We start from the raw sequence: 24,507 nt of genomic DNA on the forward strand, positions 1-24,507 counted from the left end.
AGGGGAAAAACTATGACTGAGGAAAGACAACAGGAACTTAAGAAATTATTAGTCAGCAATGACTTTCAGGTTGAAAAATATAAAGAGCTGGATATGCAGGAGATTATCATTTTATGCCAGACCGGCAGATCTTTAATGGAACAGAATAAAGAAGATGAAAATGCATTTAAGTTTTTTGAGACAAAATCCAAGTTTCTCTATAATGTAGTTTTGGAAAAACTGAAAGTATTAGAAGAGATGTTTGTTTTATTTTCCAAGGGAACCAACATGCCTTATATTCATTGCGATGAAGATACATTTAATGACCAGATTTTTATATTCTCCAGAGAGCAGTTTGCTCAACGGGAAGCAGCAAAATTAAATGAGGAAAAGAAACCGGTACAGATTATTAAATTCAATAAGGACCAGTTCCTTGGTTTTTACATAAATTTATTCCCAATGGGAGCAAATGCAGTTGTAATTGACCGTGGAGTGAATTCTCTTGAAATCCAATTGGAAGAATTATGTAAGAAACCGGACTATACCAATGCTCCAAAAGAAAAAATACCGGTATTGAATCCGGAACTGCAGCTGACAGCTCTTTATTTCATGCAGGAACTGAGAAGACCTGTTGAAAAAGAAGAAAAACAGGGATTACGGGAATTAGAAGAAGAAATGCTGGTTAATATAAGAAGAGGCAACTATCTGGTGCCGATTCAATTCAAGGAATTAAATGAAGGCGAAGAAGAGCCAAAAGAACTGACCAGAGATAATAAAAATATTATGGTACCATTTGTAAAATACGAGAATGGCGATGTTTACCAGCCGGTATTCACAGACCCCGGAGAATTCCATAAATTTAATAAAGAAAAGAAATTCAGGGCTATTGCAATGCCTTTCCAGAATCTGAATAAAGTAGTTGTGGAGCAGGCAAAGGGAATTGTCTTAAATCCAATGGGCTTTAATCTGCTTCTGGTAAAAGGACAGCTGAATACCAAAGGAGAATAGAATGACGATAAATAAACCGCTCAGACTGGCACTTAAAGCGTTGTCTTATGGAGGAATCGAAATAGATTCAGCCAGACATATGGCTAATCTTAAGGCAATTGATCCGCTGAAGATTTTCTATAAGACAATCGATGATAAGATATACAATGGTGATTATCAGGTGCCGGTCAGAATCTATATGCCGGATGAAGATATTCTGACCGGGGAAGGAACAAAAGGAAACACCTGCCCGGTTCTGATTTTCATTCATGGCGGCGGATGGGTTACGGAAAGCGTTGAGAATTATAACCGTGTTTGCGCCCGTATGGCGAAAAGTACCGGTCATGTAGTTGTATCGATTGAATACAGGCTTGCGCCGGAACATCGTTTTCCTATCGGGCTTATGGATTGCTATGCAGTAGTTAAGGCAGTCTATCAGAACCGCATGATTTTAAATGTTGACCCTGAGCGAATTACAATTATCGGAGACAGTGCCGGAGGCAATCTGACGGCAGCGATCTGCCAGATGGCAAGGGACAGAAAAGAATTCGTACCCCAGAGGCAGATCCTGATCTATCCGGCTGTCAGTAATGATTATTCTGAAAAATCCCCCTTTCTATCCGTGCAGGAAAATGGGACGGATTTTCTTTTGACTGCCAAGAAAATGAGTGATTATCTGGATCTGTATCAAAGTTGTGACGAGGATCGGCAGAGTCCGTATTTTGCACCGCTTCTGGCACAGGATTTTTCCAGTCTTCCTAGAACACTGGTTATTACGGCAGAATTTGACCCTCTCAGGGATGAAGGGGAGGAGTATGCAAGAAAATTAATAGAAGCGGGAAATGCAGTGGAGGTGCATCGTATTAAAGATGCCCTGCATGGTTTTTTTGCGCTTGGGATTATGAGTTATCATGTTCAGGAGAGTTTTGAAATTATAAACAGTTTTTTAAAGGGGGTCTAGGAAATGGCTGAGACCAAGCTGGCCCGTTGGCGAAAATTAGATAACGCGGCGAAAATATTTCCGGCTACCAGCGGGAAGAAGGATACCAGGGTATTTCGCTTTTCTTGTGATTTAAGGGAAACGATCCGGGAAGAAATCCTTCAGGAGGCGCTGGATAAAACCATTGAGGCTTATCCGATGTTCTGCTCTGTGATGCGGAAAGGATTTTTCTGGTTTTATCTGGAGAAAAGTTCCCTGCGTCCTGTTGTAAAGGAAGAGAGTAAACTTCCCTGCAGCAATATCTATGTCCGGGATAAGAAGAGTCTTTTATTTGAAGTAACCTATTTCAAAAACAGAATTAACTTTGAGGTTTTTCATGCACTGACAGATGGTACGGGTGCCATGCAGTTTACCAGGGAACTGGTGAAAAATTATATTCTAAAAGCCCACAAAGAGGAATTTCCGGAAGAGATACCTCTGGACAGTCAGGATCTTACCGATGCAGATATGGAAGACGACAGCTTCTTTAAATATTATTCTAAAACAAAATCAGATGAGAAACAAAAATCTGTTCATTCCTATCAGCTTCGGGGATTGAAATCAGATTATGAAAATATGCATATTACGGAAGGAATGGTGTCCGTAAAGCAGCTTTTGGAAAAGTCCAGGGAATATGGTGTGTCGATGACCGTATTTCTGACGGCAGTTTATCTGTGTGCCATTCACCGGGAAATGAGTCCCAGACAGGAGAAATATCCGGTAGTTCTGATGATTCCGGTTAATCTGCGCAAGTACTTTCCATCCCAGTCCATGCTTAATTTTTTCAGCTGGATTGATGCCGGATTCCAGTTTGAAACGGGAGTTACCACATTCAAAGACGTGGTAAACCATGTGAAAGAGTTTTTTAAAATTGAACTTACCAAGGAGCGGGTTGCAGGCAGGATGAATGAATTCATGAACCTGGAACAGAATCCTTTTTTGAGAGTGGCACCGCTGGCGCTTAAGAATCTCTGTCTGCAGGCAGCGGCAAAGTTTACCTCTAAAAATGTAACCGCAATCTTTTCGAATATGGGTGTTGTGGACATGCCGGAAGTATACCGGCCTTATATTAAATGGTTCCATGTGTTTACCAGTACGCCGAAAACGGAACTCTGTATGTGTTCCTTTGAAGACCATGTTGTTTTAAGCTTTACCTCCAGGTTTGAAAGTGAAAATGTTCAGCGGAATTTTTTCCGCATTCTAAACGAACAGGGCGTTGAAGTGGAGATGCTAAAGGATAAATACCCGGAAAAGCGAAAACCGGTGTATCCCGGAATGCAGTTCTTTAAACTGTTTTCCTTTTTATGTCTGGCGGCTGTGGTAATCTGTGTTATGGCAAATGTAATTATTACACCTCATAGTATCTGGTCACTCTTTGTGGGGGGAGCCATGCTCTGTATGTGGCTGGCACTTGCAGTTGGATTTTACAAACGACGAAATTTACTGAAAAATGCCATGTGGCAGCTGCTGCTTATCATTGCCTGTTGTCTCGCCTGGGATGCATTTACCGGGTGGAACAGGTGGTCCATTGATTATGTACTGCCGGGTATCAGCCTTCTGACTACGATATCGATCCTGACAATTTCCAAGGTACAGCAATTAGGACCACCGGAATATATGATTTATTACGTAATGTCAGCAGGTGTTGGAATTGTTCCGTTTCTGCTGATATTGACTGGATGTGTAGGTGTCCACTATCCTTCTGTGATCTGTTCCGGACTGTCATTTTTATTTATTGCAGCATTGGTTATATTTAAATGGAAAGATTTTATGGTGGAACTGCATAAGAAATTCCACTTTTAAGGATATAAAGCGGGAATCCCCGCTTTTTCATTTCCGCAAAGTTCACAAACAGGGTTCGTATTTCAGGGAGGATAAAAGATGCTGGTAATAAACAGTTTAGAAGAAGGCGCTTCGGTTTTTAAAGCGTTGGGCTCTGATCTCAGAGTGAATATCATAAAGCTGCTTATAAAAAATAATGAAATGAATATGCGGGAACTGGCATCGGCGCTTCATATTACAAACGGTGCCATTACCAGCCATATAAAAAAGCTGTCAGAAGCAGGGATTATCGATGTGCTGACAGAATGCGGCGGCAGGGGAAACCAGAAAATCTGCAGGCTTAAGGTGAATGAAATTCTGGTGGATGCAAAGGAACAGGATAAAAAAGAAATGACTCTGTTAGAGACAGAATTTATGGTGGGGGATTATTGTGATTACGAGGTATACCCCACCTGTGGTCTGGCTACCGGGGATCACCGGATTGGCGGATGGGATAATCCGGAAGATTTTGCAAGACCTGAACATGTGGATGCAGGTATTATCTGGTTTACCCAGGGATATGTAGAGTACAATATGTCCAGACTGCTGTCACCGGGGCACCATATTTCCCAGATTACGCTCTGTTTTGAGATTTCATCCGAGGCACCCAGTTATAACAATGAATGGATGTCGGATGTTACTTTCAAACTCAATGGGCAGTCACTTGGAAAGTGGACAAGTCCCGGAGACTTTGGAGGAAGACATGGCATTTATACGCCGCTTTGGTGGAGCAGAAGCCTGAATCAGTACGGTCTTTTAAAACTGGTAGTCATCAGCCGAAGCGGTACATATGTAGACGGTCTCCAGATATCGAATGTGGGGCTGGATCAGTTACGGCTGGAAGATGCAGGGGTAATCCGGTTTCGATTTGAAGTAGAGAAGGAATCGGAACATGTGGGCGGACTCACGTTATTTGGTGCGGGATTCGGGAATTATAACCAGGATATTATGGTCCGGGTACATTATGAAAATGAATAGATCAGGGCATGTATTCGCTCTTAAGACCAGCTTTGTGGCGACAGCCTGAATTTCGAAAAGATGGGGCATAGTGGAATTGCGTGGACGTCTGCGGTCAGCCGGCAGAGTCCATGTAATTCCTCTATGCCCTATCTTTTCGTATACGCCCCCATCCGCATAGCATCTATTTCTCAACAAAACCTGAATTTATTAAATCTGTAGCTTTAAAAGTGTTAACTTTAAAAGTTTATCCCCCTATTTTGACATTCCCGCGTTTTTGTTATATAGTAAAAAGTAGGGAAAAATATCAAAATATACAGATTTTTTTAATAGGACGGGGGGTTCTATGGAAGAAAGACGTCATCATCAAATCATTTTCCAGCTAAAAAGCAAGATTATTGTTATTTTTGTTGTCTGTGTTATTATTCCAAGTATTTTCTTTTTAGGCTTTTTTGTAAAAAGCTATTTTTCTTATGCGCTAAAGAGCATCATTGCCGAGAAGCAGAACATCATGAAAGAAACCCATAAAAATATTGAATTACAGTTCTCCAGTTTCAAGGACACTTCAATGTCCCTGTATTATAATGAGGCTGCCAAAAATTATATTAACAGAGAAGACTATTCCAAAGAGGATAAGTACATATCCCAGTTGCTAAGCAGTATTGTGAATTCTGAGAAATATATTGTTTCCGCAGTACTGGACCTGAATGGGATTATATATAATTCGGGTTATCACTATCTGAATTGGGAGGAGTACCTGGATGAACATCTGGAGCAGGTCCTTGATAAAAAAGGGAAGGTGATCTGGATTCCAACGCAGCAGATGTCTGCATCCTACAATCAGAGACCGAAAAACTTTGCACTGGCGAGAGCGATCAACTCTGCGAATCAAAATGTAGGTACCCTGTGGCTGTTTTTCTCAGAAGATCTGTTCACGAATATTTTAAAAAATCCCATATATCATGAAGAAGGCACGGATTATTATATTGTCTCCCGGAACAGGCATATCGTTACCAGCAATTATGAAGAAGAGACAGGGGTGGTTCAAAATGGAGAACTGTTTACGAAGGCGCTCATGCAGCAAAACGGATCCTTTTCCTATCAGGACCCGGATACAGGAAAAGAAAAGACGGTGGTTTGTTCCTCATCCGAGGTGAATGACTGGGTACTTTTAACAGTGACGGATCAGAGTGTTATTTTTAAGGATGTAAACTATATTAAATGGATGGCTTCGGTGATAGCATGCCTCTATGCGGTTTTTTTGTTTACTGCCTATTATATTTTGTCTCACTATATTTTTAAACCAATGCAAAATCTCAGTACGGGCCTGCGCAGAGTATCAGAGCGGGATTTCCAAAGGATCAGGGAAACCGGAAGCGCAGATGAAATGGGAATGCTGACAGCAAATTTTAATTATATGGTGGATGAAATACAATGTCTGATCCGGGATATCAGGGAAGAAGAAAAGGCCAAGAATGAAGAAAAGATCAAAGTGCTCTCTATGCAGATTGGACCGCATTTTATCTACAATACCCTGAATACCATTAAATGGATGGCAGCAGCCAATAAGCAGACGAACATCAAGAAGATGATAGAGTCCCTGATTAAACTAATGGTCAGCGTTACCTATAATACTAATGAGGAAATCACTCTCCGGCAGGAAGTAGAACTGCTGGGCTGTTATGTCTATATCCAGAAAATGCGTTTTATGAATTTTGATTTTGAATATGATCTGCCTATGGAATTGGGGAATTTAAAAATATTAAAGCTGATTCTGCAGCCTTTTGTGGAAAACTGCATTCAGTATGCATTTGGAGATAAGCCGGATGGGGGCAGAGTCCTAATGGAGTTTTACAAAGAAGATGCACTCTATGTAAAGATCACAGATAATGGAAAAGGGTTTAATACCGGTGTTCTGGCGGATTGTAATGCGAAGGATACCTCAAAAGGAATGGATCACGTTGGCATTGTAAACGTAATGGAGCGTATCCGCCTGAACTATGGTGAAAGCTATCACGTGTCTATCGTAAGCCATGAGAACGAAGGAACGGAGGTTTTACTGCGGCTTCCGGTTATTGGTGAGGAGGAAGGTATAAATTTTGATTAATATAGTAATTGTAGAAGATGAAATGCTGGTCCGCCTGGGCATGAAAATGTGTCTGGATGAATATTCCGCTGAAATGAAAGTGGCTGCGGCTTTTGGCTCCGGTGAAGATGCAGAACGTTATTTTCAGCAGAATACGGCAGATGTGCTGATTACGGATATTCGTTTGACCGGTGAGACAGGGCTGGATCTGATCAGGCATCTGAAATCCCAGATGTCCCATATGGCAGTCATTGTTCTGAGCTGCTATGAGGATTTTTCTTATGCCAGAAGTGCCATGGAACTTGGTGTGGATAAATACATATTAAAGCATGAACTGTCAGAAGATGAGCTTCCCAAACTGGTTTCCGAAATTTATCAGAAAAAATTAAAAAAGGGCATGATCTCCAAGGGCAGAAATGATAATCCGGTTTTTTTTGAAGACGGAAATGGAGATAAGCGCTATCGTATTGCTTATATAAACCTGAGAGGAACCGGAGAGCGGACAACAATCAGTGAAGAAAATACAGATTATGATTTTCTCGTTGAGATCCTCCAGGAAATATTGAATATTAACCACATGGGAGAATGTTTTTTGAGACACGGAAAGGAAGTCTTCTGTATTATGCGGTTTGAACCGGAAGAGACATCCGATCAGATCAATAAAAAAGTACTGGATTTTTATCAGAATGCCAGAAAAAATATGAAGAATTATTTTAATAAAAATCTATTTCTGTCCATTACGGACATATTTGACAGTCTGAGTCAGGTGAATCATTTTTATAAAGAAGCCAAAGAGGGATGCAGCCTGTCTTTTTACTATGAAACTTCCAGATTGATAGAACTTCACAATTCCACGTCCCGGGAGCAGATAATGCCGGCGCCTGTATTTGAAAAAGAAGAGGCATTTAGTGAGCAGTGGATGGAACAGGCATCTGTACAGATGGAACGGTTCTTAAAAGCGGAAAAGGAAGCAAACCGGCCGCCGGAAGAGGTAAAGCTGCAGGTGGTAAAATTTATACATGATATGGAAGATTATCTTAGTAAATATTACCAGACAGAACTTTATAAATTATTTTCCAAGGAAGAATCCCCTAACTATATTCTGGTAAATAGTTTTGATTCGGGGCAGGAGCTGCTGCTATGGCTGTCCGATATCCGAAAGCGGGTACAGGCTTATCTCATGGACAAAGAGAGTATGGCTGAAAAAATGGAATCCTATCTGGAAGAGCATTATGTGAAGGATTTGCCGCTGAAAGAGGTTGCTGAACATTTTCATATGAGTACAGCCTATTTCTGTCAATATTTTAAGAAACATACGGGGGATACTTTCGTTCATTATCTCAATTGCCTGCGGATTGAAAAAGCAAAACCACTGCTGCTAAAGGGGGAAGAGTCCGTTGAGGAAATTGCTGCAAAGGTAGGAATTATGAATAGCAATTATTTTTTCCGGGTATTTAAACAGATCACCGGGAAAACAGTAGGCGAGTTTAGAAAAGGCGTTTTTATGGATTCTGATATAAATTATGTGAATAAATCATAATATCGTGAACAGGCAGTTAGGAAAGTGGAAAAGACAGAAAAATATTGAATAAATGAATAAATTTTCTTACTAGTGATAAAGAAGCCTTCTTGTTAGAATAAATATATCAAATGATATGGGAGGTATCAATATGAAGAAGAAAATGATCAGTGCTTTATTGTGCGTAAGTATGGCGGCAGGTATTTTGTCGGGATGCGGAGGCGGTACGGAGCCGGCACAGACGCAGGCCAGGGATACAAAGGCTTTGGAGACTACAGAAGCGGCGGCTGAAACAGAAAAAGCAGAAGAAACACAGGCAAAGGCTTCTGAAACCACCGGGGCAGTGACAGAGAAGACGACAGAAAAGAAGACAGAAGAAAGTACGGGCGGGGATGCAAATGCGGGAGACATTGGCGGAAAACTCGTGGTATGGGAGCATACGGCGCAGTTTGAGGCACCTCTGAAAGCTGTAATCGAAGGATTCAATAAGAAATACCCCAATGTGGAGATAGAGTACCAGATTAAGACCTCCGATCAATATTACAATTTGCTTCAGACAGCGATGCAGGCGGGCGAAACACCGGACTTGTTCTGGACAAACGGCACAGCTACCACGAATCTGGAGGCTTACGTAAAACAGGGACTGTTAATGGATCTGACCGATAAAGTGGATTTTTCTTTATACGACGGAACAAATGCAATGAGCCTGGTTAAGGTGGACGATAAAACCTACGCATCTCCTACAGCAGAAGTAGGTGGACGAGCTGTATTCTATAACAAAGATATTTTTAAAGAACTGGGACTGGAAGTACCGAAGACATTCAGTGAATTTGAATCCGCTCTGGCAAGTATCAATGATGCAGGTTATCTTCCGATTTCCTTTAGTGCTTCCGATCCGTGGGCAATCTTATTCCAGTTTGAACCGGTTCTGGCAGCGACGGCATTGGATTGGATTCAGGGATATGTAGATACCGGAGAAGCGAAAGTAAACGATCCGAAAGTGGTAGCAGCTTATGACAAGATGTTAGAATGGGCAGATAAAGGATATTATGGGCCTGGATATACCGGAGTGGATGAGTCCGGTGCATTGCTTGCATTCTCCAAAGGTGACGCGGCAATGTGTATCGAAGGAACCTGGAATATCCAGACTATCCAGGAAAATAACCCCGAGCTGAACTTTGGCGCATTCCAGCTTCCTACGGAAGATGGTAAAAGACCGTTTGTAGGAACCAGTTCCGTTGGTTTTTCCGTCAGCAAGGACACGGAAAATCCGGATGCAGCACTTGCATTTGTGAACTATTTTTCTAGCCTGGAAGGGCAGACAGCCTGGATTAAATCTTTAGATTCCATTCCGTGTACCGATAAAATTGTATCGGAAAATGAAGTAATTAATGAAATTGCCCAGTTTGATATCCAGACGGAGAGCTACTACAATATTCTGGGATATTTGGAGAAAGAGGGGGGAAGCCCCAGAAATGTATGGGAAGAGGATCAGACAAAAGTATTTACCAAAGGTATGACAGCACAGGAATTTACGGATGAACTTGCGGCACTGACCCGTTAAAACAGGATAAACGGATAGGAAAGGGGTGTTGTACCATCCAGACGGGTGTTTGTACAGCACCCCCTGATTTTATAATGAAAGGGGTGCCTGCAATGAGAAAAAGAAAGGCATACATCGGTTTTATAGCACCGGGATTTTTGATTTATACCATATTTATGATAGTACCGATTATATGTGCCGTTTATTTCAGCTTCTTTGAATGGAGCGGCATTGGAGATATGAAATTTATTGGTCTGGATAATTTTAGAAAGCTGATGTTTGATCCCAGAATGTCGAAAATATTCTTCAATGCACTGGGCAATAACATTAAATATCTTGTCTGCGTATTGCTTGTAATTACACCGCTGCAGATCTTTTTTGCCTACATGATCTATATAAAGATCAAATTCCATAAATACATCCGTATGATGTTATTTTTACCGTACGTAATCAGTACGTCAATTGTTGGGTTTTTTGCAATCATTATGCTGGATCCCAATATTGGAGTTCTCAATGAGATAGTGGGAAGCCTGTTTGGCAACCAGGCAAAAAGTGCATGGCTGGGCAATCCGGACCTGGTATTTAAAATATTTGTTATGGTGGTAATCTGGCAGTGTATCGGCTCCGGTATGATGATTTTTTATGCTGATATACAGGAGATACCGGAGGAAATTATTGAAGCCAGCATTATTGACGGGGCGAGCGGATGGAAGCGGTTTCGGTATGTGGTACTGCCGTCACTGAGCGCTTCTATGTCTACGAATATTACGCTGAGCGTGATCTATGCTCTGACGATGTTTGATATCCCTTATATTCTGGTTGGTCCCCAGGGCGGAGTGAATAATAAGATTGATTTTGTCAATATGGTGTTCTACCGTTACGCTTTTGGCGGTACTTATTTCGGGGAAACGTCTATCGGATTTGGTTCCAGCATCAGTGTTGCCATGTTTCTTATTATTCTTACGTTTTCTCTGGTCACTACAAAATTATTGAAGCGTAAGAAGGATTAGGAGGGGATATAATGGGGAATATGATGAGAAAACGGCAAAAAAAGTCAAACAGAAGAATTGAATCAAAACGGGCTGTAATCGGGAAAAATATCATCTCGGTAATCCTGGTTATTTACACCTTTTTATCTATCTTTTTAATCGGAAATACGATCCTTTCGTCTTTTAAGACAAAACAGGATCTGATCAATAATACCATAGGTTTTCCGAAAGAATTTACAATGAATAATTTTAAAATTGTTCTGGGGGATGATGGATTTTTACGCTACTTTTTTAACAGTATTTTTCTGGTTGGAGTCTCTTTAATGCTATTGGTTATAGTGGCTTCCATGGTTGCATACGGACTTGCCCAGTATCGGTTTAAGAGCCGTAAATTTTTGCAGACCTATTTTTTAGTGGGGCTTATGTTTCCTATCCAGTTGGGAATACTGCCGCTGTATATCATGCTTTCCAGGCTTCATCTGACTAATAATCTGCTGGGATTGGCGCTGATCTATACTGCGAATATGTCTTTTCCGGTGTTTGTCTTTACGAAATTCTTTAATGAGTTGCCGGAATCCCTGATTGAGTCGGCGCGAATTGACGGAGCAGGGGAGTTTCAGATATTTAAAAGCATCATTACACCTATTTCAAAACCGGTAATTGCTACCGTTGGGCTTTTAAACTTTGTTACGATCTGGAATGATTTTTATCTGCCGCTGGTATTTTTGACAAAGGCTTCTGTGCGAACTCTTACGCTGGGCGTATATTCCTACACTGCAAATTTTCTTGCAAATTGGAATAAGGTTTTTGCAGCAGCAACTGTTGCGCTGATTCCTGTCATTATTATATATTTTCTTTTCTCGGATCAGATTGTGGCAGGGCTTACAGGCGGAGCCGTGAAGGGGTAGGTGCGATATGATATATGATATGCTGGACGGTTTTTAAAAAATACGATTATTGTACAGACCAGGAGGTATTATGATGGAGGGAAAGTGGATCTGGATTTCAGAACATCAGGAATCGGAAAATGAAAGGGGCTGCTTTACTGCAGAATTTTATGCCGGGTGGGAGCCGGAGGATATAAAACTAATGATCTGCGGGGTTACCAGATACATTGTTTATTTAAACGGAAAAGAAATCGGACGGGGACCGATCCGTTCCGGACCGGGTGAATTATTTTATGATTTGTATGATATGACCCCGGATGTTAAGCCTGGCAGCAACTTTCTTGCAGTGCGGGTGTGGAGTTACGGATGGTCTACCTATCAGACTGTTGCAGAAGAGGGGAAAGTATGGTTTCAGGTTGCTTCCAATGATGAAGTATTAACAGCTTCCGGGAAGAAAACGAAATGTGCAAAAGACAGCGGCCATATTTCTCATACGGTAAAGAGAAATGTGAACCTGGGCTTTGGAGATTATTACAATGCCAATAAATTTGACAGCCGGTGGATGGAAGAACCGGAGATATCAAAAAACTGGGGAACAGCCAGGGTATTGGAATACAGCCAGGGCAGGTTAAAAAAGAATCCGCTGCGTCAATTCCAGAGGGAGGCAAAGACCCCTGCAAAGATTAAAAGGATACAGGAGGTAATGCCGGGGTGCCAGCAATTTTCTGTAAATACAAGAAATGCTTTCTTCCCGGGGCGCAAAGATGCAGACGAGACGATATTTTCCGGGTTTTTGGGGTGTGAGATTATTGTACCACAGGATATGGAGGGTGTGATTGCATTTCCAAACAGGACCTGGAATGGGATAATCGGGGATTTTACTATAGATGGAAAGCTGTATGAGGTTTCCAATGAACATAGGGAAATACCGGTATTTCTAAAAGAAGGAAAGCACTTCTTCCTGCTGCAGATATCGGGGAAATTTGATGATTTATATTGCCATATGGAATTTTGCTTTCCGGAGAAGCTGATGGTGGCAGGAAACTTTTTCGTAAAAGGGCCTACATCCAGAATCGTTCCGGTGGTTGATGGATATAAAAGGGTATATGGAGGTTTGGATGAATATAACCGGCTGGAGGATTATCCGGATATTCATAAACGTTTATTCACGGTATCCTCACTGGAAGAAATGGTGGAGGCAGGAGGTCCGGTTACCTACATAGAGCCGCAGTATATTTTTAGTGATGCATATATCTACTCCCTGGCGAAGAGAGATAAAGTAGTTGCAGAATCAGCCGTGGAGCCCCGGCATCTGGGAATGCTGTGGGACAATCAGGAAATTACCGTGCTAGACCCTCCGGTATCCAATGGCTGGAACCGGATGATTGTGGACTTCGAGGATATCTACGCCGGGAGTCTGGAATTTACAATAAAAGCGCCGGCGGGAACTATTTTAGATATCTACTGCTTTGAAAATATGTATCAGGGGGAGATCGATTATACCATAGGTCTGAATAACAGCGTGCGTTACATCTGTAAAGAAGGATGGCAGTCATACCGTTGTATGGCACGTATGGGGATGCGTTATGCCATGCTGACCTTCCGGGAATGCAGGGATATAGTGATGATTCGGGATTTCAGAGTCAGCTATGCAACTTATGCGCCCAGTAATTTCGGAGGATTTGCTTGTGATGACTATCTGTTAAACCGGATTTTTGAAATGTGCCGCCATACCCATCAGCTTTGTATGGAAGATAGTTTTACGGACTGTCCAACTTATGAACAGGCTTTCTGGATTGGAGATGCAGGCATCAGTGCCGTTACAAATGCCTACCTTTTTGGAGAATATGACCTGATAAAGCACAGTATAGAGCTCTCTGCAGAAGCCAGGGCAAATACACCCCTGCTAAATGCTTTGACACCTACGGACTGGAATACTTCTATTCCAATGTGGACCATGAACTGGATCATCTCAATTTTCGAGTATGCAAAGGTGAGCGGCGATACAGCTATCTTCCCGCAGATGTATGGTGTGGTAAAAGAAACCCTGAATTATTATGCAGGATTTATACAGGAGGACGGAGGTTTCTTAATTAATGCCTGGAATATGATGGATTGGGCAGATATGGATATTCATAATCATGGTGTAGTCACGGGACAGCAGGCTGTTCTGGCATATTGTTACGGATTAGCTGCAGCGTATGCGGGAAAAAGTGATCATGAGGAAGACGCAGCCTATTTTGGGGACAGCAGAATGAGGCTTTTAGCTTATATGGATACGAAGCTCTGGGATTCTGATAAAAAAAATGTATCGGGACGGCTATTCTCCCCAGTATGGACCTTCCCGTACATTCAGCATACAGACACATATTCTGCTGCTGCTTTATGGCGGAATCCTGGATGAAGATAAGAAGAAAATAGCAGAGGATTACATTCTTCATGCTCCAAAGGAAATGATACAGGCCGGTTCTCCATTTATGCTTTATTACCAGTATGAGTGTCTGGTGAGACAGGGCAGACTGCAGGATATTATGGATGATATTAAAATCCGATGGGGTGAAATGCTGAAATATGATTCCACTACCTGCTGGGAAGTATTTCCGGGCTTTTACGAAGTCAGCAGAACCAGAAGTTACTGTCATTCCTGGTCGGCTTCACCCGCATATTTTTTCATTAAATATGCCCTTGGGGTACAGATGCTGGAGGATGGCTTTGCAAAAGTAGAAATAAAAGATCCGTTATGGGATATGAAGTGGTGCAGAGGAGATGTGCCTACACCTCATGGAGTAATCCATATTGAGTGGAGCAGGGAAAGTGGAAGGAAAGAATGCAGAGCCAGGATACCGAAAAAAATACAGGTTGTATATGAGGAAAAGTCTGATTGTGAAATGAGGATTCACCGGTTCGGATAAAGGAAAGAGCCTGCAAAAATGCCGGTAAATTTGACAACATGTCCGAAAGGTGTTACACTTACTCTATCAGCATCTCCTGGTGAAAGGGCGCTGAGGTAAATTAAATATGAACTCGAAACAAGTCACTTTTATAATGAAAGTGGCTTTTTTTATTTCCTACAGGGAAAAGAAAGATATGAGGTCAATATTATGGGAGACAAAAATCCAAAAAAAAGGCAAGAAGAAAAAGAAAAGTGCAGTATTGCCATCTGCAGTGACTACAGAAGCAGCTGAACCGGAACTTGTGCAAAAGAAGAAAAAAATACAGTAAGAAAGTTGTGTTTGCCCAATAGAGAGAAGGACAATGTTATCAAAAATAAAAAAATAAATATAGGGATTGGTTTTGTAACTGGCAGAAAGAATTTTCGAAAGGTAGTAAGATCGTACCTGAATGACTGGAAAGATTCACAGACGATTGACATCAAAAAATATGCACTTCATTTATTTGTGGCATATGACCTGAAGTTTACCAACACAGAATTGTCGGATTATCAGATTGTGGATGAAGAAATACTGGATTTGATAGACTCGGTGCACTATTTGGGAAAAGCAGCCATAGCAAATGAAGCATCTGCCTTAGTTTCAAAAAAAATTCTGAGTGTCAGAGATGCAAAATTAATCTTTGGTGAAGGATATGCCATGAAGCGTAACGCAGTGCTATATTTCGCCATGTTAAATAAGATGGATGAATTGATATTTCTGGACGATGATGAGTATCCTATTGCCAATGTGCAGATGGGTGAAAGTCTAATGTGGGTAGGGCAGTCAGTGCTCGAGTCTCATATTCAGAATATTAAGGGATCAGATATGACAAACGGCTGTCATTGTGGTTATATCTCTCCAATTCCCAAGATATCTTTCGATGAAAATTTCACGGAACATGATTTTCAGATCTTTATAGAAGCCATCAGCAATGATATTATTAACTGGGAATCCGTCAGGGAAAAGATGGAGAACGGCGGCGTTACCTATGCAGATATAGGTAAAATTGACCATGGAGTTGTCAGTGAAGTAAAAGAAAAAAATGGTATGAAGTTTATATCAGGTGCCAATCTCGGCATTAATCTGAAAGATCCAGACAAACTATTTCCGTTTTATAATCCTCCCGGGGCGAGAGGCGAAGATACTTTTTTAAGTACTTGCATTGGAGAGAATATCATTACAAGAATCCCGTGTTATACCTTTCATGATGGGTTTTCTGCGTATGGAAGCTTATTATCCGGAGCACTGCCAAATGAACTAAAAGCAATGAAATCCAATGGGGGAAGTGTTTCCAAACGATTTTTAAAAGCATCCATTGGCTGGGTCAGGTATAAGCCTCTTCTGTTATATATTACCCAAAGAGCGAAGTATGAGGACGCAATGGAGAATATTGAAAAGAGTCTGAGATTTACCATACCGAAAATCTGTAAACATTTTGGGAATGATGATTTTTATGTATTATTAGAAGAACTGGATTTTTTCCGAAAGCACGTAGCTGAACATTATCAGGACTTTGAAAATACAAAGCAGGCGTGGATGAGAATTATGCACTCAATGACACTAAATAAGGTGCTGACAACCGTTGACTGCAATTTGGAACTTTCAGAGTCGACCTGATATCATTACATCTTTCGCGTTCATGGATAACTAAAAGAGTTCCGCTGCCAGTGTTATGGCGCGGAACTTTTTTGTTACTATGTAAGAACTTCTTGGCCTGATCGTACCTATGGGGTAATAGTTTCGGATTATGATGTTGGAGTCTCTGTAAGAAGTAATACAAATAAATTTGGGTTTTGCTGATTAAAGACGCTTTGTAGATGTAGGTAGTGTACGGAAAGATGGGTGTGGGAAACTGGCATGGGCTCCGTCAGCTGGCCGCAGAACTGGTATTTTCTAACCTTTCCGAAGCGCTTTTTGGCGGCACGCGGGCATTCACCGAGAAATCCTGATGCATTTCTCGGTTCAGTACCCGCTTAGTATCCAATGGGAGCCAGTCGAATACTATCCGCCAAAAAACACTCCGGAAAGGTAAGTAAATACTCAGTTCTGCTCTACGCATCCTCCGCCCATGCCAGTTTCCCACACCCATCTTTCCGAGATCCAGGTTGCCGCCACAAAGCTGGTTTTCTCAGCAGGTTGGAACCCCTGGGCTGTGGCTGGCTGTTCTTTATTGGATGCAGCGTATTATGTTTCGGCTGTTTATGCGTAAAAGATGAAAGTTTGTGAAATTCTACTTCTTTTTCTGATCACAGAAAGAAAAACAAATCCCGTTCTCAAGATCAGTTGCTTGACATCATTAGCTTTACGCCAATCGCGTCCAGCATGCCACAACCCCAGGATTCCATCATGCTGAGAAAACCAGCTTTGTATCAATGAATGCTATCCCGGAAAGAGAAGGGGGCGGACCAGGACATTGGTTTGGAAGGCGTATAGCAGAGCTGAGCATTTACTTACCTTCCCGGAGTGCTTTTTGGCGGATACAATTCGACTAGTACTGCATTGCAAAATGCAGTACTTCTCCCATCGGATTGTAAGCGGGCAGTGAGCTGCAAAATGCATCAGGATTTTGGAGCGAATGCCCGCGTGCCGCCAAAAAGTGCTCCGGGAAGGTTAGAAAATACCAGTTCTGCGTTAAGCCTTCCAAACACCTGTCCTGGTCCGCCGCCTTCTCTTTTCGTACACTAACTACTAATACAAAGCGTCCTTCCTCAGCAAAACCCAAATTTAATGTCTAGTAACTTTAAGTCTTATACTAACTATATAAGATCTTGGAGGGTTCGCTTTAATTAGATTCAGATAAAGATCTCGGGTTCTTTTTGTGTCTCAGAACAATTTGCAATTAAGAACCCCCTGAACTTCTTGTAAAATTCTGATTCCATAGCCTTAGCATTCTGCGGGCAGGTTTTTATACAGGCACAGCAATGCAGGCAGCTGCCTGGATCCGTAATATTTTTCGGATCTTCCCGGTCAATGATACCCATGGGACAGACGGTGGCACAGATTCCACAATTATTGCATGAATCCATAGTAACCGGACCCCATGGAATGCCCGGGGCGGAACGTTCTTTATAAGGATGGTTTCCCGGAATATGTAATGGTTTTATAGCTTCGTGGGAGTCAATACCAGTGATCTTATCCCGGACGGCTTCAGCAAATTTTTTAGCTTCTGCGAGGTCAAATACATTGGGGCGTCCGCCTGCAATTTCACTTCCATATGAATGTTCCCCGATAAAAGCACCCGCGCCTGCAGTTATAAAGCCCTGCGCTTTCAGCAGATCAGATAATTCAAGAAGAGCATCTTCAAAAGCCCGGTTTCCATAGAGAACAACAGGAATACAAAGCGTCTGGTTCCCATGAAGGCGGTGAAACAGATCTTCTAATATTGCGGGGATTCTGCCACCGTAGACAGGGATGCCAACGATCAGCAGATCTTCACTGGCGAAATCGGGGAAGTCTTTTGTTCTGTCATAGGTTACGTCATGATTATGAATTTTGGTTTGAAAAACAGCAGAAATAGTATCTGTAATTTTTCTTGTGGTGCCGGTGGGGCTAAAGGTTAAACAGTGTACACTTTTGATATTCATGATATTCCTCCTTGGTTTAGTTGGGGTAAAATGTTAGTTATGTGTTTATTGTACTGCAAATGATTAGGAAAAGCTACTTGATACGTAAACTATGTACGGACTGCAGAACCGACAGTAAAGATTTACCTATTTTTACAAAATCCCTTGACAAATCCCCCCATCTTGATTATTATGGAAAATATATCACAAAAGATAACATAATAAAAAGGTAGTGAGAAAGAGGAGTACATTCAAAACCCTGACAGAGAGAATATTTCATCGGCTGGAAGAATATTCAAGGCAGTGTGAATGGAAGGTAGCTTTTGAACCGGAGGATTGAACCGGATGAAATTGTGGATAACCTGGCGGATTAGCCGGATATCTGTGGATAAGATTTCATCGTAAAGTAGATTTTCACGTATCATCCACGTTATCGGATGACTGAGATGTATTTGCAGAAGATTTCTGTAAATATAAATAAAGGTGGTACCGCGGATTATTCGCCCTTTGCAGAAGCAAGGGGCATTTTTTTATGCAAAATCAGGCAGGGAAATGGGAATCCGTATATTTTATAACCCATATATGTATGTGCAGAGGGATCTGCACGGGCAGCTAAAAATGAAAAAGGAGATAATAGGACAATGAGCAAAGAATTAGCAAAGACTTATGATCCGAAAGGAATTGAAGACCGCTTATATGATAAGTGGATGAACAAGAAATATTTTCATGCAGAAGTAGACAGGAGCAAAAAACCATTTACGATTGTGATGCCGCCGCCGAATGTTACGGGACAGCTTCACATGGGCCATGCACTGGATAATACCATGCAGGATATTCTGATCCGTTATAAAAGAATGCAGGGATATAATGCTTTATGGCAGCCTGGAACGGATCATGCAGCGATTGCCACTGAAGTCAAAGTCATAGAGAAGCTGAAAGAACAGGGAATTGATAAAGATGAGATCGGCAGAGATGAATTCTTAAAACATGCCTGGCTGTGGAAAGAAGAGTACGGCGGAAAGATCATCAACCAGTTGAAGAAGTTAGGTTCCTCGGCTGACTGGGACAGAGAACGCTTTACCATGGATGAAGGATGCTCCAAAGCGGTTGAAGAAGTATTTATCAAATTATATGAAAAAGGTTATATCTATAAGGGTTCCAGAATTATTAACTGGTGTCCGGTATGTCAGACTTCCATTTCAGATGCAGAAGTAGAGCATGTGGATCAGGACGGAAATTTCTGGCACATTAATTATCCGGTAGCAGGGGAAGAAAATGCTTTTGTTGAAATTGCTACCACAAGGCCTGAGACGCTTCTTGGAGATACAGCGGTTGCAGTAAATCCGGAGGATGACCGTTACAAACACCTGGTAGGCAAAATGCTGAAACTGCCATTGACTGACCGTGAAATCCCGGTTGTTGCAGATGAATATGTTGACAAGGAATTTGGAACCGGATGTGTTAAGATTACGCCGGCCCATGACCCTAATGACTTTGAAGTGGGAAAACGCCACAATCTGCCGGAGATCAATATCATGAATGATGATGCCACCATCAATGAACTGGGCGGAAAGTATGCGGGCATGAGCCGTTATGAAGCCAGAAAAGCAATGGTTGCGGATTTAGAGGAGATGGGACTTCTCGTTAAAGTAGTTCCACATGCCCACAATGTTGGTACCCATGACCGCTGTAAGACCACCGTTGAACCTATGATCAAACAGCAGTGGTTTGTAAAAATGGAAGAAATGGCAAAGCCGGCGATTGAAGCATTGAAGAACCATACTTTAAATTTTGTACCTGAGCGTTTTGATAAGATTTATCTCCATTGGCTTGAAAATATCCGTGACTGGTGTATTTCCAGACAGCTTTGGTGGGGACACCGGATACCGGCGTATTATTGTGATGACTGCGGTGAGATCGTAGTATCCAAAGAAGTACCAACCGTTTGCCCGAAATGCGGCAGCACACATCTGACACAGGATGAGGATACCCTGGATACCTGGTTTAGTTCTGCACTGTGGCCTTTCTCTACTTTAGGCTGGCCAGACAAAACAGAAGACCTGGATTACTTCTTCCCTACGGACGTATTGGTAACCGGATATGACATTATCTTCTTCTGGGTTATCCGTATGGTATTCTCAGCGCTTGAGCAGACAGGGGAAGTTCCCTTCCATCACGTACTGATTCATGGACTGATTCGTGATTCCCAGGGACGTAAGATGAGTAAATCCCTTGGAAATGGAATTGATCCGCTTGAAATTATCGAACAATACGGTGCAGATGCACTTCGTCTGACCCTTATGACCGGAAATGCACCGGGAAATGATATGCGTTTCTATATGGAACGTGTGGAGGCAAGCAGAAACTTTGCTAATAAGGTATGGAATGCGTCCAGATTTATTATGATGAACCTGGAAAAAGCAGAGGTTCCATCCCGGATGAATCTTTCAGACTTAACCGGAGCAGACAAATGGATTTTGTCCAAAGTAAACACGCTTGCAAAAGACGTTACAGATAATATGGATAAATACGAACTGGGCATCGCTGTTCAGAAAGTATATGATTTCATCTGGGAAGAATTCTGTGACTGGTATATTGAAATGGTGAAACCCCGTCTCTATAACGATGAAGATACCACCAAATCAGCAGCACTGTGGACATTAAAGACTGTTTTGGCAAATGCCCTGAAACTGCTGCATCCTTATATGCCGTTTATTACAGAAGAAATTTTCTGCACTCTTCAGACAGAAGAAGAATCAATTATGATTTCCGAATGGCCGGAATTTAAAGAGGAATGGAACTTTACGGCAGATGAGCAGGCAGTAGAGACTATTAAAGAAGCGGTACGTGGAATCCGAAATGCCCGTACCGGAATGAATGTTCCGCCAAGCAAAAAAGCAAAGGTATTTGTGGTTTCCGAAAAGGAAAATATCCGTGAGATATTTGAAAATGGAAAGGTATTCTTCGCTACCCTGGGATATGCAAGTGAGGTCACTGTTCAGGCAGACCGCTCGGGTATCGGGGAAGATGCAGTATCCACAGTGATACCGGAGGCAGTTATCTATATGCCTTTCGCAGAGCTGGTAGATATTGAAAAAGAAATCGATCGCTTGAAAAAAGAAGAAGAACGCTTAGGGAAGGAACTGGCAAGAGTAAATGGAATGTTAAGCAACGAACGTTTTGTTAGCAAAGCGCCTCAGGCAAAAATAGATGAAGAAAAAGGTAAGCTTGCAAAATATACAGAAATGATGGAACAAGTAAAAGAGAGATTAGCGCAGCTGCAATAAAAGAGACACAAAGTAAGGAATAATTTTAAACAAAGAAACGCCGAACCACTGCATAAATATAATGTTAAGCATGGGTTCGGCGTTTTTTAGACCACCCTGATGACGGTGGACACGTTATTTCCTTCGAAATATGAAACTGAGAATAATATTCGTTGCGATTGCAGCGCAGCCAGTAATAAAACAAATCTTAGCAATCAGGTGGTGCCCGTGTTTTTCAAGGTAACCAGCACCTATGATCAGGCCAAGAGAACCGGCATATGATATTGCTCTAAAGAGAATACGGACCGCTCTGTGCTTTGCAGCAGCTTCTAAAGAATTGTCAACGAAACTTGCCACACCTTCCACAGTATTCTCAATCACATCACCCGCATGTTCCATCATTTTCTCAAATCTTTCTTCAGTCATAATTAAAACCTCCTTATATATACATACAGAATGTATGTAAAATTGTAAAAAATAAATTGCTATGCAGCAATCTATCTTTCCGGGAATATTGTTTCCAGTTTCTCAAATACAGTAAGCAATTCATCATCGATAATTGGCAGTCCCACGCTGTTAAGTATATTTGCGGCATATCTGAGCTTGATTCTAAAGTCTTCCCGGTTTTCCATAAAAATGAAAGGGCATAGCCATATTTCCATAAGGACGGAAAGCAGCTCCGCCACAATTTTGGGGTTTTCTGCCTGAACAGATCCATCTGACATTCCTTCTTTAATAAACTCCAGAAAGATCCCTTCTGCATTTTCTTTCACACTGTTCAAATACGCAGCAACCAGTTTTGGATTATCAAGAAAAGTCTTGGATAATGCCAGAAAAGTATTCACCTGATCCTCAGACGACACCGAGCAGAGTACGATTTTTCTTAATTTTTCCAGAGCAGTCAGTGAAGTATCTTCCTTAATTGTTTCAAAAGGCACTGCTTTATGAAACATGTAGGTGGTAACGGCATCTACCATTTGTTCTTTATTTTTGAAATGATGATAGATTGCTCCGCGTGTCATGCCCATAGCATCTGCAACGTCCTGTAATGTGGTCTGTTCATAACCTTTTTCTATGAACAGCTTCATGGACAGTTCAAGTATGCGGTTTTCCGTAATTTCCGGATATTTATTCCGTGCCAAATTTTTTCCTCCTTTCCAACATGCTATATTAGATACATACTGCATGTATCTAATATAGCATGTTGGGTATTTTATGTCAATATCTTCTTAAAAGTTTTTATATTTTCATATTTAAGAACTTAAGGAAATATTTAAAATATTTTTGAAACCCTTTTTTCAAATTTAGCGTCTAATATATAGTAACATCTAACTGTCTGCATGGTTTTGTACAATAAAGTTTACAAGTTGGATACAAGCAGATGCATTTTTTGATGCATTTATTCGTTATAATGAAAAAATCAACCGATAAGGGGGAAAGTGGAATGCACTATATGCTTAAAACATATCTGAAATTATTGCAGCAGGCCAATTTAGTAAAATCCTGTTGTTTATATGGAAAGAAAGATCAGATCATTGAAAATTTAACTTTTGATTCCAGGGAAACGATGAAAAGGGGACTATTTATATGTAAAGGAGCAGCATTCAAAATAGACTATCTCAGGCAGGCTTTCAAAAATGGAGCTGTCTGTTATATTGGAGAGGAGCATTTTCCCCTGGATTATGAAGTTCCTTACATACTGGTAAAGGATATCAGAAAAGCAATGCCTGTTTTAGCAAAGCAGTTCTATGAGGACCCCTCCAGGGAACTAGATTTGGTAGGGATTACAGGAACCAAAGGAAAGACAACCACTTCTTATTATATCAAGGCGATTATGGATGAGTATCAGAAATCCATTGGTCTGCGCAGTATGGGAATTATTTCATCTATTGAGGTTAAAGATGGTGTGGAACATAAAACATCCAGCATGACAACGCCGGAATCTATGGAACTATACCGGCATATGAAAAATGCCGTATCATCCGGAAAGCGCAGTATGGTTATGGAAGTTTCCAGCCAGGCACTGAAGTACCAGCGGGTGCGGGGGCTGAACTTTGATGTGGGTGTTTTCCTGAATATATCAGAGGATCATATCAGTCCCTCGGAACATGATGACTTTGAAGATTATTTCAGTGCAAAACTATCCATTTTCCGACAATGTCAGACAGCGTGCATTAATCTGGACTCAGATAAGGCAGACCGGATTCTTCAGGCATCCAGGCTGGCGAAGTCCGTTATTACTTTTGGTACAGGACAAGCCGATCGGATTGATGGGGACGTTAAAAATGGCAGAATACCCGATATTTTTGGGTATGATATCCAACAGGAAAAAGGGAGGATTAATTTCCGGGTAAAAAGCGGACGTTTTGATGAACGATTCACACTTGGTATGCCCGGAGTTTTTAATGTTGAGAATGCATTAGCTGCAATTGCGGTTGCGTATTTATATCATATTCCCGTTGAATATATGATTGCCGGTTTGAAAAAGGTAAAAGTGAAAGGACGGATGGAGCAGTACGTCAGCCACAAAAGGAGGCTTACGGTGATCGTGGACTATGCCCATAACAGACTGAGTTTTGAAAAGCTTTTCCAGTCAGTATTGATGGAGCATCCTTTCTCTAAGATTGTATCTGTTTTTGGCTGCCCCGGCAATAAAGCTTATAACAGAAGAAGGGATCTGGGACTGATCGCGGGCCTGTATTCAAAAAAAGTATACCTATCCGCAGATGATCCGGGAGAAGAGCAGTTTACACATATTTCAGGAGACATCGCACGTTATGTAGAAAGTGTCGGCTGTCCCTATGAATGTATTGAAAACAGAGGAGACGCAATCAAAAGGGCTATTGAAGAAGCAGAAGAAGAGAGTGTGGTACTGGTATTGGGGAAGGGATGTGAGACACATCAGAAAATAGGAAAGGTCTCCTGTGCATATCCTACAGATGCTAATTTCGTTAAAAAATATTTATAAGGTTATAAAAAACTTATTTCTTGTGGGATG

19 protein-coding genes and 1 other annotated feature are annotated in these 24,507 nt (G+C 41.5%); of the genes, 16 read left to right on the top strand and 3 right to left on the bottom strand.

The annotated features are described in order from the left end of the window. The first annotated feature begins 12 nt into the window (after positions 1-12). From RHS_RS09895 to RHS_RS30730, 14 genes are all read left to right on the top strand, one after another. Positions 13-987 (top strand): SseB family protein, encoded by a 975-nt coding sequence (locus RHS_RS09895; RefSeq protein ID WP_052378043.1) that lies wholly within the window; start codon positions 13-15, stop codon positions 985-987. A 1-nt stretch (position 988) separates the two neighbouring features. After that, positions 989-1,927, top strand: a complete 939-nt coding sequence (locus tag RHS_RS09900; RefSeq protein ID WP_027296689.1) for an alpha/beta hydrolase — start codon at positions 989-991, stop codon at positions 1,925-1,927. Positions 1,928-1,930: 3 nt separating this feature from the next. After that, the gene (locus tag RHS_RS09905) at positions 1,931-3,748 is read left to right on the top strand and encodes a DUF6320 domain-containing protein (RefSeq protein WP_027296690.1); all 1,818 of its coding nucleotides are present in this window, start codon (positions 1,931-1,933) and stop codon (positions 3,746-3,748) included. A gap of 78 nt (positions 3,749-3,826) precedes the next feature. Then, a complete protein-coding gene (locus tag RHS_RS09910; protein ID WP_027296691.1) occupies positions 3,827-4,744 on the top strand; it encodes a transcriptional regulator in 918 nt (305 codons plus the stop codon). A 325-nt stretch (positions 4,745-5,069) separates the two neighbouring features. Continuing rightward, positions 5,070-6,830, top strand: coding sequence for a sensor histidine kinase (locus tag RHS_RS09915; RefSeq protein WP_047833085.1), 1,761 nt, complete (start codon positions 5,070-5,072; stop codon positions 6,828-6,830). Then, entirely contained in the window at positions 6,823-8,349 is a 1,527-nt protein-coding gene (locus tag RHS_RS09920; RefSeq protein WP_044296528.1) for a response regulator, read from the top strand. The genes RHS_RS09915 and RHS_RS09920 overlap by 8 nt, the downstream gene beginning before the upstream one ends. Positions 8,350-8,479: 130 nt before the next feature. Beyond that, positions 8,480-9,892: an extracellular solute-binding protein gene (locus RHS_RS09925; RefSeq protein WP_047833086.1), complete on the top strand. Its 1,413-nt coding sequence runs from the start codon at positions 8,480-8,482 to the stop codon at positions 9,890-9,892. Positions 9,893-9,984: 92 nt separating this feature from the next. Next, a complete protein-coding gene (locus tag RHS_RS09930) occupies positions 9,985-10,881 on the top strand; it encodes an ABC transporter permease subunit (RefSeq protein WP_047833087.1) in 897 nt (298 codons plus the stop codon). 11 nt (positions 10,882-10,892) lie between these two features. Then, complete coding sequence (locus tag RHS_RS09935) at positions 10,893-11,768, top strand: carbohydrate ABC transporter permease (protein WP_027296696.1); 876 nt, start codon at positions 10,893-10,895, stop codon at positions 11,766-11,768. Positions 11,769-11,838: 70 nt separating this feature from the next. After that, on the top strand, positions 11,839-14,151 hold the full coding sequence (locus RHS_RS09940; RefSeq protein ID WP_395021958.1) for a hypothetical protein: 2,313 nt from the start codon (positions 11,839-11,841) through the stop codon (positions 14,149-14,151). Continuing rightward, on the top strand, positions 14,054-14,659 hold the full coding sequence (locus RHS_RS09945; protein WP_047833089.1) for an alpha-L-rhamnosidase C-terminal domain-containing protein: 606 nt from the start codon (positions 14,054-14,056) through the stop codon (positions 14,657-14,659). The genes RHS_RS09940 and RHS_RS09945 overlap by 98 nt, the downstream gene beginning before the upstream one ends. Positions 14,660-14,834: 175 nt before the next feature. Beyond that, the gene (locus tag RHS_RS30725; RefSeq protein ID WP_395021961.1) at positions 14,835-14,969 is read left to right on the top strand and encodes a hypothetical protein; all 135 of its coding nucleotides are present in this window, start codon (positions 14,835-14,837) and stop codon (positions 14,967-14,969) included. An 11-nt stretch (positions 14,970-14,980) separates the two neighbouring features. Next, positions 14,981-16,297 (top strand): hypothetical protein, encoded by a 1,317-nt coding sequence (locus tag RHS_RS09950; RefSeq protein ID WP_395021963.1) that lies wholly within the window; start codon positions 14,981-14,983, stop codon positions 16,295-16,297. A 209-nt stretch (positions 16,298-16,506) separates the two neighbouring features. Next, positions 16,507-16,629: a hypothetical protein gene (locus RHS_RS30730; protein WP_255348072.1), complete on the top strand. Its 123-nt coding sequence runs from the start codon at positions 16,507-16,509 to the stop codon at positions 16,627-16,629. 843 nt (positions 16,630-17,472) lie between these two features. Here the strand turns inward: RHS_RS30730 and RHS_RS09955 are convergent. Then, positions 17,473-18,264, bottom strand: a complete 792-nt coding sequence (locus tag RHS_RS09955; RefSeq protein ID WP_044296533.1) for a 4Fe-4S binding protein — start codon at positions 18,262-18,264, stop codon at positions 17,473-17,475. Positions 18,265-18,466: 202 nt separating this feature from the next. Further along, positions 18,467-18,754, top strand: a binding site (T-box leader). A gap of 130 nt (positions 18,755-18,884) precedes the next feature. Here RHS_RS09955 and RHS_RS09960 point away from each other — a divergent pair. Continuing rightward, complete coding sequence (locus RHS_RS09960; RefSeq protein WP_047833090.1) at positions 18,885-21,530, top strand: valine--tRNA ligase; 2,646 nt, start codon at positions 18,885-18,887, stop codon at positions 21,528-21,530. A gap of 114 nt (positions 21,531-21,644) precedes the next feature. On the opposite strand, the gene RHS_RS09965 is transcribed toward RHS_RS09960, so the two are convergent. Together RHS_RS09965 and RHS_RS09970 are read right to left on the bottom strand one after the other, a co-directional pair. Then, positions 21,645-21,935, bottom strand: a complete 291-nt coding sequence (locus RHS_RS09965; protein WP_027296706.1) for a hypothetical protein — start codon at positions 21,933-21,935, stop codon at positions 21,645-21,647. A gap of 71 nt (positions 21,936-22,006) precedes the next feature. Then, positions 22,007-22,651, bottom strand: coding sequence for a TetR/AcrR family transcriptional regulator (locus RHS_RS09970; protein ID WP_027296707.1), 645 nt, complete (start codon positions 22,649-22,651; stop codon positions 22,007-22,009). Between the two features lie 302 nt (positions 22,652-22,953). On the opposite strand from RHS_RS09970, the gene RHS_RS09975 reads away from it, so the two are divergent. After that, positions 22,954-24,477 carry a Mur ligase family protein gene (locus RHS_RS09975; protein WP_052430963.1) on the top strand — a complete coding sequence of 508 codons (1,524 nt, stop codon included), beginning with the start codon at positions 22,954-22,956 and terminating at the stop codon, positions 24,475-24,477. Positions 24,478-24,507 lie beyond the last annotated feature (30 nt).

The organism is Robinsoniella sp. RHS (assembly GCF_001029355.1).
In the GTDB taxonomy this organism is placed as follows: domain Bacteria; phylum Bacillota; class Clostridia; order Lachnospirales; family Lachnospiraceae; genus Robinsoniella; species Robinsoniella peoriensis.

What these genes read in the sequence shown, in the direction of transcription:
- RHS_RS09895 (WP_052378043.1), top strand. Translation starts at nt 13, where the DNA reads ATGACTGAGGAAAGACAACAGGAACTTAAGAAATTATTAGTCAGCAAT.
- RHS_RS09900 (WP_027296689.1), top strand. Translation starts at nt 989, where the DNA reads ATGACGATAAATAAACCGCTCAGACTGGCACTTAAAGCGTTGTCTTAT.
- RHS_RS09905 (WP_027296690.1), top strand. Translation starts at nt 1,931, where the DNA reads ATGGCTGAGACCAAGCTGGCCCGTTGGCGAAAATTAGATAACGCGGCG.
- RHS_RS09910 (WP_027296691.1), top strand. Translation starts at nt 3,827, where the DNA reads ATGCTGGTAATAAACAGTTTAGAAGAAGGCGCTTCGGTTTTTAAAGCG.
- RHS_RS09915 (WP_047833085.1), top strand. Translation starts at nt 5,070, where the DNA reads ATGGAAGAAAGACGTCATCATCAAATCATTTTCCAGCTAAAAAGCAAG.
- RHS_RS09925 (WP_047833086.1), top strand. Translation starts at nt 8,480, where the DNA reads ATGAAGAAGAAAATGATCAGTGCTTTATTGTGCGTAAGTATGGCGGCA.
- RHS_RS09930 (WP_047833087.1), top strand. Translation starts at nt 9,985, where the DNA reads ATGAGAAAAAGAAAGGCATACATCGGTTTTATAGCACCGGGATTTTTG.
- RHS_RS09935 (WP_027296696.1), top strand. Translation starts at nt 10,893, where the DNA reads ATGGGGAATATGATGAGAAAACGGCAAAAAAAGTCAAACAGAAGAATT.
- RHS_RS09940 (WP_395021958.1), top strand. Translation starts at nt 11,839, where the DNA reads ATGATGGAGGGAAAGTGGATCTGGATTTCAGAACATCAGGAATCGGAA.
- RHS_RS09945 (WP_047833089.1), top strand. Translation starts at nt 14,054, where the DNA reads ATGTATCGGGACGGCTATTCTCCCCAGTATGGACCTTCCCGTACATTC.
- RHS_RS30725 (WP_395021961.1), top strand. Translation starts at nt 14,835, where the DNA reads ATGAGGTCAATATTATGGGAGACAAAAATCCAAAAAAAAGGCAAGAAG.
- RHS_RS09955 (WP_044296533.1), bottom strand. Translation starts at nt 18,264, where the DNA reads ATGAATATCAAAAGTGTACACTGTTTAACCTTTAGCCCCACCGGCACC.
- RHS_RS09960 (WP_047833090.1), top strand. Translation starts at nt 18,885, where the DNA reads ATGAGCAAAGAATTAGCAAAGACTTATGATCCGAAAGGAATTGAAGAC.
- RHS_RS09965 (WP_027296706.1), bottom strand. Translation starts at nt 21,935, where the DNA reads ATGACTGAAGAAAGATTTGAGAAAATGATGGAACATGCGGGTGATGTG.
- RHS_RS09975 (WP_052430963.1), top strand. Translation starts at nt 22,954, where the DNA reads ATGCACTATATGCTTAAAACATATCTGAAATTATTGCAGCAGGCCAAT.